The following is a 13,490-nucleotide window of genomic DNA, read 5'->3' as shown; positions in this document are numbered from 1 at the left end:
TATAAGTCTAGTAAGAGAAGGCTATTTTCACCATGCAATTTAACGGAAAGACCCCGTCAATAAACCAAATCCGCTATTTTGTAGCTGTGGCTAAGTACTTGAGCTTCAGACAGGCTGCGGGAATACTAGGAATTAGTCAGCCTACTCTGACCAGTCAAATTAGTGCACTGGAAAACCTTTTAGGCTTAACGTTATTTGAGCGCTCACGCACTGGCACGCTTTTATCACCGCAAGGAAAAGCACTGCTAGATGCGGCTGAAGAAGTATTACAGGCGTCACAGAGGTTTGGAGAAATCGCTCGCGACTTGTCTCAAGGTGAAATGGTGACATTTAGATTGGGGATTCCCCCAACGTTGGGGCCCTATTTACTCCCCTTTGTTTTACCCGACTTACACAAACGTAAGCCTGGCTTGCGTTTCTACGTACGTGAAGGCGCGCCTAATGCCCTACAGCATGGTCTTTTACGGGGCGAGTATGACTTAATTTTATCGCCACTTTCGGGCGAAAACTCACAGTTGATTACCCAGCCACTTTTCAAAGAGCCATTAAAATTTGTCACACCTTCCGATCATAAATTAGCGGGTAAAGCCTATGTTAAGCCGGAGGAAATAAGTGGGGAAAAAGTACTAACGCTAGAAGACCGACATCATTTTCACCATCAAGTACAGCGTATTTGCGATGAAATTGGTGCCGACTTACAGCGGGACTATGAGGGTACTAGCCTAGACACGCTGCGCCAGATGGTAGTAATGGGTATGGGCGTAGCCTTTCTACCCGGCCTTTATATTCACTCTGAGCTACACAAACCTGAAGCTTTGCACGTGTGTGAAATAGCAGATATGCCCATAGAGCGTCAGCACTCTTTGGCTTGGAGAAACACGGCGCCAGGTAGGAAGACCTTTAGAGAGATCTCTATTATCATAAAGGAGATCATTGAATCTCGTCTTTCTGACGCAGTCACTATTGTTAGTTCTGCATCTAGCTCTTATCAGAAACGTTAATCCAAGTGTGCCCACTATGATTGATAGACAACATCTAAAAATAGTACGAGCAATTGATGCTGAAGGTACTATGACGGAAGCAGCAAAATCGCTTTTCCTTACCCAGTCAGCGTTGAGTCACGCAATGAAAAAATTAGAAGCGCATTTTGACGTACCGCTATGGAAAAAAGAAGGGAGAAGGCTAACGCTCACCCAAGCAGGTCAAAGTGTTTTAGGTCTTGCCCACAGAGTGTTACCCCAGTTTGAACACACCGAAGCCCAGCTTCGAAAGTTTGCCGACGGAAAACAGGGCATATTGCGTATTGGTATGGAATGCTACCCATGCTTCGAATGGCTGTTAAAAGTTGTCGCGCCGTTTTTAAAGGCCTTCCCAGATGTTGATGTTGATGTACGCCGTGCTTTTTCGTTTGGCGGATTACAAGCACTACACGGGTACGATATAGACATTTTACTTACGCCAGACCCGCTGCATCTAGACACTATTACCTACACCCCCGTATTTGAATACGAGCAAGTACTGGTTATGGATAAACATCATAACTTAGCAGAAAAATCCTTTGTAACGCCAAAAGACTTAAGTAATGAAACCCTTATAACTTATCCGGTGGAGCATAGTCGCCTAGACATATTCACGCATTTCCTTACTCCCGCCAACTGCACGGTCAAACAGCACAAAACCATTGAAACTACTGAAATTATTTTGCAAATGGTTGCTGCGGGACGTGGTGTTACTGCTTTGCCTAAGTGGCTTGTTGAAGAAGCAAAGGAAAGTGAACTACTATGCACGAAATCTATGGGAGAAGCTGGCGTGACTAAAACCCTTTATTTAGGTCATCGAAAAGCTACTGACGTGTTGGGGTTTGTAGATGACTTTATCACGATGTCTCAAACACTTTCGCTTAGCACCTCATAGGTTATTTTGCCATTCGTGCATTATCAATACGGTCTTGTAAAAGTGGATGGGAACTAAACCAGCTATCAACGTCTGACTGCTCTTTGGCTAACGTTTGGAATGCTTCCATAGCAGCCGCGAAGTCAGCGGGATCTTTACCCAATGCTTTTAATTGACCAATGGCGTAGTTGTCCGCTTCCCATTCGTGAGCTTTGCTAAATTGATTTTGAACTACACTTGTTCCTACGCCTAAAACACCATCTAAAACGCCACTTAAGTCGCCAAAAAAGTAACTTATCGCAAGGGTTGCGAATAGTGACTCTGCAATGAGCTGCATGGAATGATTGTTTTCAACATGCCCTACTTCATGCAGAAAAATAGCGTTTAATACGTCTTGGTTTTCCTCAACCAAAGCGATGAGTTGATCGGTAAACACAATAGTGCCATCAGGTAAGGCAAAAGCGTTGGGACCTAATACGTTAGAGTGGCGAAAGTGCACGCGATAGTTTTTATTTTCCGTCTCTATTTTAGCTAACAGCGAATAAAAACTGTTAGCGTGCAATTCCTTTGATTCGGTACTAAGTTTAGATGGCTTAAGTAAAGTACTATCGAGCGCGGCCAAGGTATGTTGAGAACCGATTTCTTTTATGCTGTAGGGAACATATTGAGAAAACGACACGGCAACTCGAGGGATTGCTTGGGTGAATAGTCCATAAAGAAGCAAAGGCACAAGTATTATACTTGCCATTAAATACGACTTTTTCGACTCTAATTTACTCACCCCTACCAATTGATTTTTATCAAGCCAAGCATCTTCCTCTGGGCTAGACGACCACATAAGTAAATCACCGCCATCCAAAGACACTTCTCGTGGTAACCCCGCAAGTTTTGTGCGAGTAGTCATCTCTGACCTATGTACCCGTTTAGAAGTGCCATTTTGGTCAAAGAAAATAACCAGTTCGTCGCCCTCAATATTACAGGTCACAATATCTGAACTAACACCGCTTGCGTAATAGTAATGTGATACCGACACGGGATTTAACCTAAAGCAACGTCTACATCAAATAAAGTCGCAGCTTCCTCTGCCACCGCTCCAGCAGAACCAGAACTACCAACAAGTACCTCATCAAAACCTTCAAGCACTTTTACTTCAGTGGCGTCGGCGAATAATTTTGCACTTCTCACTTTTGCCCAAGGAAGCGCCATTCCTAAAGTTAGAACAATCGCTAGCGCATTGACTAAGCGCAGTTTGATGAGTGCACCTGCTGCCAGCGATGAATTAAACTGAGCAACGTTTTCAAGTTGTGTGTTTTGGAAAATGTGATTCCTAATTCGAGCATTGTAGTAACCTGATACTACAGCGTAAGTTACTAAGTAAAACAAAACTAACAGTATCGGTGCTAAAGCTGAAACAGACGACGGTTCACCGTTAGACATTGCCACAGCGCCAATACCTAACACAAAAGACGAAATTAGCATTAAGCAAAGAGAGATAAACAGCACTCCAACTGACGTTCGATAGTATTTGCCCGTATCCAGCGTGGTGGAAAAGGATTTATTGCCAAAACATGATTCGTTTACTAAAAACGCATCAATCTTTTTTAATACCCAAGGCATAAGCAAGTACAGGGTAAATACACTTGCAATAGGCAAGAGTACAAATAACGCAAAGGCTTCTCCCCACCGGCCTTTAAAAGAAAATCTAACGTTTCTATATGCCGTCATACGAAGCCTAAAACGCATACTCATAATAATTAAAGCAGGCGTTAATGCCATAAGAATAAGTGCGAAAATAAGCGCAGCAGCGGGGTTTATCGTAGTTAGAAAAAAATAACCACCGAATAAAATTACGGCAATTATCCGCCCCTTTAAAATTTGTAGCGGTTCAGCAAGGTAAGAAAAGCGATGACCATCAAGCTCTGTATTGCTATAGAAATAGCGGTTGGTACGCACCGTTGCCCATGCAGAATAAATACCTAAGGTAACAATACTGAGAAGTAAATTAACTATCCATATAGAAAAAAACTCACCCGCTTTACCATGAAACTTAATCTGCTCGGTACGGATTATTTTATCATTCGCTTTACTAATTGTTTCGTGTGATGCGTGCAACTTACTTTTTCTTTCAGCGATTAAGGCTGAAATCTTGGCAGCGCGTTCTGGATACTCAGCAGCGTCTATGGAATTTAACGCTTGGGCAAGTTCTTCTAGACTATAACTTTCGTAGTCGGGCATGGGGGTATATGCATTGTCATCCGTCATGGCAACGTTTCATCCTTGATTTGTTTTTTTATAAAGCTACGCAATAATGACGTAGATGGCAAGATCGCGTAGCTAGTTAATCATTAACGTCTAGTTGTAAAAGCAAAGATAAGCGGTAGGCGTAGACACTTTTACGTCAATGGGTGCTGTAGCTCTTTGCTTTAACTATTCGTAAGGCAAATCACCACAGCCCTGGTGCTTATTTAGCGCTTCTTCCAAATAAGCATATGGTTGTTGGCGGGCATGTCGATAATGTCTTGCAAGCTTAACTCGCCTGCCCAAGCAGTAAGCTCATTGATATCGCGGTAGCCACCATAGCCGCGCGCTAAAAGCGAAGCATGGAAGGCTTGGTTACTTTCAGAAGTAAACTTACCGCTGTGTGTAAAAGGGCCATACTGACAAAATATTCCCCCTTTGGGTAAGTGCGACGCTACAGACTCCATGAGTAGCTTCGCCTCTTCTTTTTGCATGATATGTGCGGTGTTTGCCGTAAAAACGCCGTCTACGTCGAGGTTAGGAAATTCATCTTGTCCCACAGTGAATGCAATGGGATGCTTCATATTATCCAGCTTTGCATCACTCAGCCAAGCGGCAATACCCTCGTGGTAGTGCAATTGATCGCTTGTGTGCCATATAAGATGCGGTAAGTGCTCAGCCAAAAACACGGCATGCTGACCTGTTCCGCTCCCTATTTCTAATACCTGTTGGCAATTGGAAAATGTACGTTCAAGCACGCTCAAAATAGCGCGCTTGTTGTTTTCACAGGCCTGACTAAAAGGCTTTTCAATTTGCATGTACTTTCCCTGCCTTATCAGCATTAATCACTCAAGTTAGGACCCAACCACTTTTCGGCTTCTTCTAGCGTCCACCCTTTACGTGTAGCGTAATCTTCTACTTGATCGGCTTGAATTTTGGCAACAGCAAAATATTTCGAATCAGGATGAGCGAAATACCAACCCGATACCGATGCCCCCGGCCACATTGCATAGCTTTCAGTAAGCTTCATACCTGTGTGCTGCTCTGCTGACAATAAATCCCAGATAAGCTGCTTTTCAGTGTGTTCTGGACACGCCGCATAACCTGGTGCAGGTCGAATACCCTGATACTTTTCGCGTATCAACTCTTCATTGCTTAACGTTTCATCGGCGGCGTAGCCCCAGTAGTGCTTACGTACTTGTTCGTGTAGATATTCTGCAAACGCTTCGGCTAATCTGTCTGCCACCGCTTTGACCATAATACCGTTGTAATCGTCGCCAGCCTGAATATAACTATCAGCAAGCTCGTCTTCACCTATACCACCGGTGACGGCAAAAGCACCTACATAGTCGTTTATGCCGCTGGATTTCTCAGCAACAAAGTCCGCCAGACAATAGTTAGCGAATTTGTCTTTTAGCGTTTGCTGCCTCAGATGATGAGCAACGCCTTGAACCTCACTTCTAGATTCATCGGTATAAATCTCAACATCGTCATCAACGCGGTTAGCAGGAAACAAGCCGATAACACCTTTTGCCTCAAGGCTCTTCTCTTCGATAATTTTATCTAGCATGGCGTTGGCATCGTTAAACAATGACCGGGCCTGCTCACCCACTACTTCATCTTCAAGTATACGCGGGTACTTCCCTGCTAAAGACCAGGTTAAGAAGAACGGTGTCCAATCAATGTAGTTGCGCAGCGTAGCTAAATCTGCGGTTACTGGTGTAACACCTAGGCTAGCGGGCTTTACAGGCAAAGTCGTAAAATCTGGCTTGAAGGCGTTTTCTCTGGCCGTAGCTAACGTCACTGGCTTGCTGCGCGGCTTTTTACGGGCATGTTGCTCGCGCACCGTATCGTATTCTTTAGCGAGTTCCTTCGCGTATATATCGCGAGATTCTTTATTCAATAAGCGCTGACATACACCTACTGCTCGACTTGCGTTTGGGACATAAGCGACAGGCGCATGGTAATTCTGCTCAATTTTTACTGCGGTATGCGCTTTGGACGTAGTCGCCCCGCCAATAAGTAGCGGAATATCAAAGCCTTGACGCTCCATTTCTTTGGCAACGTGTACCATCTCATCAAGCGACGGTGTGATAAGCCCAGAAAGGCCAATCATATCTACGTTTTCATCTTTAGCTGTCTGTAGGATTGTTGCAGCTGGCACCATCACGCCAAGGTCAATCACTTCAAAGTTATTACATTGAAGTACCACGCCTACGATATTTTTACCGATATCGTGAACGTCACCTTTTACCGTAGCGAGAAGAATTTTACCGTTGCTTTTCGCATCGTCTGACTTTTCTTCTTCAATGTATGGCTGTAAATGGGCAACCGCTTTTTTCATAACGCGAGCCGACTTTACCACCTGCGGAAGGAACATCTTACCTTCACCGAATAAATCCCCTACTACGTTCATGCCATCCATTAATGGCCCTTCGATAACGTGTAACGGACGCTCAGCTTGTTGACGCGCTTCTTCGGTATCTTCAATGATGTAATCGGTAATGCCTTTAACAAGCGCATGCTCTAAGCGTTTGTTTACTTCTTGCTCGCGCCAGCTTAAATCTTCTTTCGCGGCAGCCTTACCATCACCTTGATAATTAGGGGCTATATCAAGCAAACGCTCGGTGGCATCGCTTCTGCGGTTTAAAATAACGTCTTCCACTGCATCGCGAAGCTTTGCTGGTATCTCATCGTATACCTCTAGTTGACCGGCATTAACAATAGCCATATCCATACCAGCGCGAATTGCATGGTACAGGAACACAGAATGCATGGCCTCTCGTACTGGGTTGTTCCCCCTGAACGAGAAAGAAATATTAGAAAGGCCACCAGAAATATGTGAGTAAGGGCAGGTTTTACGTATCTCGCGGGTAGCTTCGATAAAATCGACCGCGTAATTATCGTGTTCTTCAATCCCCGTTGCTACAGCAAAGATATTGGGGTCGAAGATAATATCTTCAGGCGGAAAACCAACTTCTTCAGTCAAAAGCTTGTAGCTACGCTGACATATTTCAACTTTGCGGTCTTGTGTATCGGCCTGGCCGGTTTCGTCAAACGCCATTACTACGGTTGCAGCACCATAGCGCTTTATTAGCTTAGCTTGGTTTAAGAAGATCTCTTCCCCTTCTTTTAAGCTAATAGAGTTAACAATCGCTTTGCCCTGCACACACTTAAGCCCGGCTTCGATAATCTCCCATTTAGACGAATCGATCATAATGGGGACTCGGCTAATATCTGGCTCAGAGGCAATTAGGTTTAAAAAGGTGATCATAGCCTGCTTTGAATCAAGCATGGCCTCGTCCATATTGATATCAATGATTTGGGCACCGTTTTCTACCTGCTGTCTTGCGACATCAAGTGCGGTTTCGTAATCACCTTCAAGAATAAGACGTTTAAAGCGAGCGGAGCCTGTAACGTTGGTGCGCTCACCGATATTAATAAATGTAGAAAATTCTGCGCTCATAATGCCCTCCTAGTGTACAAACGGCTCTAGGCCTGACAAACGCATTTTAGGTTCAAATTCAGGAATCTTGCGTGGCGCGATATGTTCAACCGCATTGGCAATATCGCGAATGTGCTCTGGGGTACTGCCACAACAGCCGCCTACAATATTCACTAGCCCTGACTGCGCCCATTCTTTGATGTGCTCGGCCATCTCCGGACCTTCCATATCGTATTCACCAAATTCGTTAGGTAAGCCTGCATTAGGGTGTGCGGATATGAAGCACTCACTCACATTAGCCACTTCATCTACGTATTGACGCAATAGATCTGGGCCCAGTGCGCAGTTTAAGCCGAAGGAAAATGGGCTAACATGTCGCATTGAGTAATAAAATGCTTCGGCGGTTTGCCCCGAAAGCGTACGCCCTGAAGCGTCGGTGATAGTGCCTGATATCATCACGGGTAAAGACTTACCGAGTTTTTCAAATACCGACTCTACGGCAAACGCTGCTGCTTTGGCGTTTAGCGTATCGAAAATAGTTTCAAGCATGATTAGGTCAACACCGCCCTCAATGAGGGCTTCGGTAGACTCACTATAGGCCTCTACTAATTCGTCAAACGTGACATTGCGCTTACCTGGGTCATTAACATCAGGTGAAATAGAAGCGGTGCGGTTTGTTGGACCTAGCACTCCGGCTACGAAACGGGGTTTCTCAGGAGTTTTTGCGGTGAATTCATCGGCAGCTTTACGCGCTAACTTAGCCGCAGCCACATTAATATCCCGTGATTGAGCCTGCATATCATAATCGGCCATAGCGATAGTCGTCGCGTTAAAGGTATTGGTTTCTATAATATCCGCGCCAGCTTCGAAATAATCACAGTGAATCTGGTAAATAATGTCTGGCTGGGTAAGCACTAATAGGTCGTTATTACCCTTTACGTCGCAGTGCCAGTCTGCAAACTGTGTCCCGCGGTAATCTTCTTCTTCCAACTTGTGGCGTTGGATCATGGTGCCCATCGCACCGTCTAATATAAGAATGCGTTTTTTAGCGGCTTCTGTAAGCGTTGCCTGCGCGCTAGAAATTTCTCTTTGGCTCACGTGCTACCTCTTTGGCTGTGACTTTTCAGCAAGCTGACTTAAATCGTAAGGCGTGGTCTGATAGACATAATAATTCAGCCAGTTTGTAAACAATAGGCTGCCGTGCGAGCGCCACTGTACAATAGGAGACTTGGCTGGATCATCCCCTTCAAAATAATTTTTTGGCATTGCTGGGGTTTGACCCGCGGCAATATCCCGTAAGTACTCGTCTTTAAGCGTATCAGGGTCATATTCTGGATGGCCTGTTACAAACACCATTCGCTTGTCTTCTGACGCTACTATATAGGCACCCACCTCCTCAGATTCTGCCACAACGCTAAGGCCTTCGACACTGTTATACAGAGAAGTATCGATATGCCCGTAACGAGAGTGAGGGGCATGAAAAGTTGGGTCGAAGCCTCTTAAAAGCTCATTGTTCGGGTCGTTCACTTTATGTTGAAAAACACCTGAAAACTTTTCGTCTCTAATCTTTCGAGTAATACCATAAAAATGATACATAGCAGCGTGAGCAGCCCAGCACAGGTATAAAGTAGAGTTAACGTGCCGCTGTGCCCATTCCAATATTTTGGTCATGGTTTCCCAATACTTCACTTCTTCATAGTCGATGAGCGCTAGGGGTGCGCCAGTAACAATAAGGCCATCGTATTTTTTGTTCGCGACTGCTGAAAAGTCGTGGTAGAAGGCATCCATGTGTGATTGGGGAGTATTTTTTGGTGCTTGATTATCAATTCGAATCAAGTCTACGTTTATTTGCAGCGGCGTATTTGACAACAGGCGAAGCAACTGCACTTCCGTTTCTATCTTGTTCGGCATCAAATTAAGAATGCCGACTTCAAGAGGACGAATATCCTGATTGGCAGCCCTGTCCATGTCCATGGTAAAAATATTTTCACCTAGTAGTACATTCTGCGCGGGTAATTGCTCAGGAATACGAATTGGCATAGAGGACTCCAGTGATAAATTACAATACCTGTATTGTGTCTATAACTGGCGATATGTCAACATCTTTACGTCTAGACGTCTAAACGTTTCTTTTTTTAAGGCGAGCCTATCGATACAAACAACTAGCTATTTTGCTTATGCACCATCATTAACATCTCAGCTTCAGCGCGAGGAATGTCACAGGCCTCAATAATTTCATCAATACTGGCGCCTTGCTTAACTAAGTCTGCAGCACGCTGATATAAACGTAGTGAAGGGTCTTGCATTTTGAGTTCGCGAAGCTGATTTTCTATATCAGTTTGCTTTTCGTCTAGTTCTTGAAGGTGGCGAGTGATGACCAGAGTGCGTGCTTGCGCCTCGGTTTGTTGATTGTTTGCGTTGTTAGCGAGCGCCTCAATTCGCGCAATGGCCGATGCACTATTTTGCTCGCTATCGCTTAAAGCTGTACGTAACTGCTTAATGTGCGAATACAGAATACTTACAGTAACAGCAAGCACAATGATAAAACAGCACAAGATAAGTTCAATTAAGGTAGGTGCAGCAAGCTGCCATTCCATGGACGTAACCCTTGGGGAAATGTAGGCGACATAGACAATACATGCCGCCTATTCATTGTTTAGATATTGCTAAGCTCATCCCACTCTTCGTCGCTGAGCAATTTATTCAAATCGACAAGAATAAGCAGTTCGCCATCACGATTGCTAACGCCTTGGATAAATTTAGCACTTTCTTCAGTACCAACGTTAGGGGCGCTGTCGATTTCTGAAGATTTTAAGTACACCACTTCGGCGACACTATCCACTAAGATACCGACAACCTGTTCGTCAGACTCTATGATCACTATACGAGTGTTGTCTGTGATTTCCGTTGGTGGTAGCCCAAAACGCGCACGGGTATCGATGACAGTTACCACGTTACCACGCAAGTTAATAATACCAAGCACATAATCAGGCGCACCGGGTACAGGGGCTATTTCGGTATAACGCAATACTTCTTGTACTTGCATTACGTTAATACCGTACGTTTCTTCACCTAAGCGATACGTCACCCATTGAAGGACTTCATCGTTACTGTCGCTAGCGTTATTATTCATTCTTTCATCGCTCATGAACCTGGCTCCCAATACTATGGCGTCTGGTCGTTACTGCCTAAGCCTTTGTTAAGCATAGATATTAATTCTTCAACGTCAATTAACGCACACATTTTTTCTTTAACCATCCCTGCTAACCAGGGACGTTTACCTGTGGACTCGCGCCATTTTACGTCATCGGTAGTCAAATTGACCGTGTTTACAAGCTTTTCGCTTGCTAGTCCCCACGCACTCTCTCCTAACATTATAAGATATCGGTAGTTGAGCGATTGTGCGAGATTTTCGTCGTATTTTTCTGGCATTACCCATTTTGCAGAGTCAACAACACTTAGTTTAGACTCTCTGTGCAACATTACACCCATAAACCAGTCAGGTTTTCCAAATAAAGGGCCTATTTTTTCAATTTGGTGGATACCCCCTAACGAAGTTAAGGGAACCGCAAGTGTTAGCCCTGCAACCTCAAAGAATAGCGCCTGAAAGCGGAAACCGAGAGTATCCTTTAGTGGAGTTTTTAAACTCTCAGGAACACTTACCTCACTTTCTTCTTCTGCCTGAACAGGTACGTCTACGGGTGAATGCTGTTTTTCGCTATCAATCGTCTTGAAATTTTGACTTTCAATTAACGAAGAAACCTCTTCAGCTAACGCTTCTTCTTTGTTGACGTGCGCTTCGCTATCGCTAGCCGTTGATACAAGGGCTGACTCAGCCATTTGCTGAGAGGCCTGCTCAAGCAATTTTGCCGTGCGCGCAGTGACATCTTCAGGAGTTTCAGGCTCTTTCAGAAGACTGTCTAGGTATGCCTCCATCACTTCTTCACGGGCAAATGGCGATTGCTTGCTCATGGTCTTGTTATTTCTCCAATACGGCTAACAGTTTATCGTAGGCATTTACACCTCTTGTCTTTGGATACGCAGCAGAGATAGGAAGCTGCACCAAACTCGCATCCCTAAAATGAGTATCCACCGGGATGACACCTTCCCATACACGTTCACCGTAATCATTCATTAAGCGTTTTCTCGACGCTAATGCGGCGTTTGTTCGCTTATCGAACAAAGTAGGAATGATCAGAGTATCAAAAGACTTATCTAATGAACGCCCCATTATTTCCATAGTGCGTATCATTCTATCTAAACCTTTAAGCGCCAAATATTCTGTCTGAGTCGGAACAATAACCTTATCGCATGCCGCTAAGGCATTAACCATTAACACGCCCAATACAGGCGGGCAGTCGATGATTGCAAAGTCGAACTCACTGGATATTTTAGCTAGTGCTTTTTTTATCACTAAGCCCATCCCCTGCTCGCTTCCCATGGTTCGGTCTAACGTCGCCAATGCCATGGTTGCGGGTAGCACATATAAATTGTCGAGTTTTGTAGGACTGAGACAGTCCATAACATTATCGGCAGTAATCTCGTTAGACTTAATAAAAATGTCGTAAACAGAATGGCTTGTCGCTTCTGCATCAATACCAAAATAGTAGCTAAGCGATGCGTGGGGATCGGTATCTATCATGAGCACTCGCTTCCCCTTTTGAGCTAGCAAGCCGCCAAGGCTTACGGTTGTGGTAGTTTTACCTACCCCGCCTTTTTGATTTGCCACAGTCCACACTTTCATAATCACTGTTCCATTACTGTTCAAACTGCTATCGCATTTCGGTTTGAACGCAACTGCTTATATCATCGATATTAATATTTTTACTCGATATATTAGCCACAGCGACAGCTTGAGGCATACCGTAAACCACACAGGAGTCTTGGTCTTGCGCCCAAATAGTCGCGCCCTTATCCTTGAGTATTCGACAGCCCTCTCTACCGTCTGCCCCCATACCCGTTAAGATGATTCCCAGAACGTCGCCACCATAAACTTTAGCCAACGAGCTAAAGGTTAGGTCTACGCTTGGCTTATAATTCACCTTATCAGACTGGCTTGCATCAACGATGGAAATTCGCTTATTGCTACCGATAGATTCGAGCAACATTTGCTTTCCTCCCGGGGCAAGATAAGCGTGCCCAGGTGCTAAAATATCGCCATGCTCTGCTTCTTTCACTTTAATTTTACAGTTACTATCTAAACGCTGTGCAAATGCAGTAGTGAAAGTCCCAGGCATATGCTGCACAAGTAAAATAGGATGAGGAAAATCTGCAGGTAGTGGAGAAAGCACTTTTTGAAGTGCAACAGGTCCACCTGTGGACGCCCCAATAGCTAAACATCTGTACTGTTTACCCGTTGCCCTGACTGAGGAAACGGTAGGCTGTTTGTCGGCGCCTTTATGGCCTGAAAGTAAACCCGATGTTTTGAAAAAAACCTGTTTGGGCGCATTGTCAGGAAGTTTTCTCGTCTCCGCGGTGCGAAGAGATGGGCGCTTAACGCCTAACCCTCTTCGCGCGATCAACCTGACTTTAGTGCAAAGTAACCGCGAAGCATCTTTTCTATCTTGGGCTATATCTTCGAATTTCTTGGGTAAGAAATCAAGCGCGCCTGCTTCTAGCGCATCTAACGTTGCCTGAGCGCCATGATGCGTTAATGATGAAAACATTAAAATTGGCGTAGGACGTCTATCCATAATAGCCTTAACGGCCGAAATACCGTCCATAACAGGCATTTCAACGTCCATTGTTATTACATCAGGCTTAAGAGCTTCCGCTTTGTCTAATGCATCACGTCCGTTTCTTGCTTCACCTACAACCTCAAGCTCTCTATCTCCCTCGAGAATTTCTCTTACTCGACGGCGATAGAAAGTCGAGTCGTCCACGACTAGGACTCTAAAGACCATGGATTATCATT

General features: G+C 44.7%; 13 protein-coding genes. 2 read left to right on the top strand and 11 right to left on the bottom strand.

Features of this window, described 5'->3' with window-relative positions:
• Positions 1-32 precede the first annotated feature (32 nt).
• Complete coding sequence (locus IW644_RS00565; RefSeq protein WP_179982680.1) at positions 33-1,001, top strand: hydrogen peroxide-inducible genes activator; 969 nt, start codon at positions 33-35, stop codon at positions 999-1,001.
• A gap of 16 nt (positions 1,002-1,017) precedes the next feature.
• Entirely contained in the window at positions 1,018-1,914 is an 897-nt protein-coding gene (locus IW644_RS00560) for a LysR family transcriptional regulator (protein ID WP_269915989.1), read from the top strand.
• A gap of 1 nt (position 1,915) precedes the next feature.
• On the opposite strand, the gene IW644_RS00555 is transcribed toward IW644_RS00560, so the two are convergent.
• The 11 genes from IW644_RS00555 to IW644_RS00505 all read right to left on the bottom strand — a co-directional run bounded on the left by IW644_RS00555 (position 1,916) and on the right by IW644_RS00505 (position 13,479).
• On the bottom strand, positions 1,916-2,926 hold the full coding sequence (locus IW644_RS00555) for a M48 family metallopeptidase (protein ID WP_269915988.1): 1,011 nt from the start codon (positions 2,924-2,926) through the stop codon (positions 1,916-1,918).
• A gap of 5 nt (positions 2,927-2,931) precedes the next feature.
• Positions 2,932-4,155, bottom strand: coding sequence for a YjgN family protein (locus IW644_RS00550; protein WP_269915987.1), 1,224 nt, complete (start codon positions 4,153-4,155; stop codon positions 2,932-2,934).
• A gap of 203 nt (positions 4,156-4,358) precedes the next feature.
• Positions 4,359-4,949, bottom strand: a complete 591-nt coding sequence (locus IW644_RS00545; RefSeq protein WP_269915986.1) for a DUF938 domain-containing protein — start codon at positions 4,947-4,949, stop codon at positions 4,359-4,361.
• Between the two features lie 23 nt (positions 4,950-4,972).
• Positions 4,973-7,597: a methionine synthase gene (gene metH / locus IW644_RS00540; RefSeq protein WP_269915985.1), complete on the bottom strand. Its 2,625-nt coding sequence runs from the start codon at positions 7,595-7,597 to the stop codon at positions 4,973-4,975.
• Between the two features lie 9 nt (positions 7,598-7,606).
• Entirely contained in the window at positions 7,607-8,674 is a 1,068-nt protein-coding gene (locus tag IW644_RS00535; protein ID WP_269915984.1) for a homocysteine S-methyltransferase family protein, read from the bottom strand.
• Positions 8,675-8,677: 3 nt separating this feature from the next.
• Positions 8,678-9,616, bottom strand: coding sequence for a homoserine O-acetyltransferase MetA (gene metA / locus IW644_RS00530; RefSeq protein ID WP_269915983.1), 939 nt, complete (start codon positions 9,614-9,616; stop codon positions 8,678-8,680).
• A gap of 122 nt (positions 9,617-9,738) precedes the next feature.
• Positions 9,739-10,173, bottom strand: a complete 435-nt coding sequence (locus IW644_RS00525) for a DUF2802 domain-containing protein (RefSeq protein ID WP_269915982.1) — start codon at positions 10,171-10,173, stop codon at positions 9,739-9,741.
• A gap of 59 nt (positions 10,174-10,232) precedes the next feature.
• Positions 10,233-10,724: a chemotaxis protein CheW gene (locus IW644_RS00520; protein WP_136780770.1), complete on the bottom strand. Its 492-nt coding sequence runs from the start codon at positions 10,722-10,724 to the stop codon at positions 10,233-10,235.
• 17 nt (positions 10,725-10,741) lie between these two features.
• Positions 10,742-11,548 (bottom strand): chemotaxis protein CheW, encoded by an 807-nt coding sequence (locus tag IW644_RS00515; RefSeq protein WP_269915981.1) that lies wholly within the window; start codon positions 11,546-11,548, stop codon positions 10,742-10,744.
• Between the two features lie 7 nt (positions 11,549-11,555).
• Complete coding sequence (locus tag IW644_RS00510; RefSeq protein ID WP_269915980.1) at positions 11,556-12,320, bottom strand: ParA family protein; 765 nt, start codon at positions 12,318-12,320, stop codon at positions 11,556-11,558.
• A gap of 28 nt (positions 12,321-12,348) precedes the next feature.
• The gene (locus IW644_RS00505; RefSeq protein ID WP_269915979.1) at positions 12,349-13,479 is read right to left on the bottom strand and encodes a protein-glutamate methylesterase/protein-glutamine glutaminase; all 1,131 of its coding nucleotides are present in this window, start codon (positions 13,477-13,479) and stop codon (positions 12,349-12,351) included.
• Positions 13,480-13,490: the final 11 nt, after the last annotated feature.

Source organism: Alteromonas sp. PRIM-21 (genome assembly GCF_027563165.1).
Classification (GTDB): Bacteria; Pseudomonadota; Gammaproteobacteria; order Enterobacterales; family Alteromonadaceae; genus Alteromonas; species Alteromonas macleodii_A.
This window is presented reverse-complemented; position numbering and strand designations above follow the sequence as displayed.

What these genes read in the sequence shown, in the direction of transcription:
- IW644_RS00510 (WP_269915980.1), bottom strand. Translation starts at nt 12,320, where the DNA reads ATGAAAGTGTGGACTGTGGCAAATCAAAAAGGCGGGGTAGGTAAAACT.
- IW644_RS00520 (WP_136780770.1), bottom strand. Translation starts at nt 10,724, where the DNA reads ATGAGCGATGAAAGAATGAATAATAACGCTAGCGACAGTAACGATGAA.
- IW644_RS00525 (WP_269915982.1), bottom strand. Translation starts at nt 10,173, where the DNA reads ATGGAATGGCAGCTTGCTGCACCTACCTTAATTGAACTTATCTTGTGC.
- metH (WP_269915985.1), bottom strand. Translation starts at nt 7,597, where the DNA reads ATGAGCGCAGAATTTTCTACATTTATTAATATCGGTGAGCGCACCAAC.
- IW644_RS00560 (WP_269915989.1), top strand. Translation starts at nt 1,018, where the DNA reads ATGATTGATAGACAACATCTAAAAATAGTACGAGCAATTGATGCTGAA.
- IW644_RS00515 (WP_269915981.1), bottom strand. Translation starts at nt 11,548, where the DNA reads ATGAGCAAGCAATCGCCATTTGCCCGTGAAGAAGTGATGGAGGCATAC.
- IW644_RS00505 (WP_269915979.1), bottom strand. Translation starts at nt 13,479, where the DNA reads ATGGTCTTTAGAGTCCTAGTCGTGGACGACTCGACTTTCTATCGCCGT.
- IW644_RS00565 (WP_179982680.1), top strand. Translation starts at nt 33, where the DNA reads ATGCAATTTAACGGAAAGACCCCGTCAATAAACCAAATCCGCTATTTT.
- metA (WP_269915983.1), bottom strand. Translation starts at nt 9,616, where the DNA reads ATGCCAATTCGTATTCCTGAGCAATTACCCGCGCAGAATGTACTACTA.
- IW644_RS00550 (WP_269915987.1), bottom strand. Translation starts at nt 4,155, where the DNA reads ATGACGGATGACAATGCATATACCCCCATGCCCGACTACGAAAGTTAT.
- IW644_RS00545 (WP_269915986.1), bottom strand. Translation starts at nt 4,949, where the DNA reads ATGCAAATTGAAAAGCCTTTTAGTCAGGCCTGTGAAAACAACAAGCGC.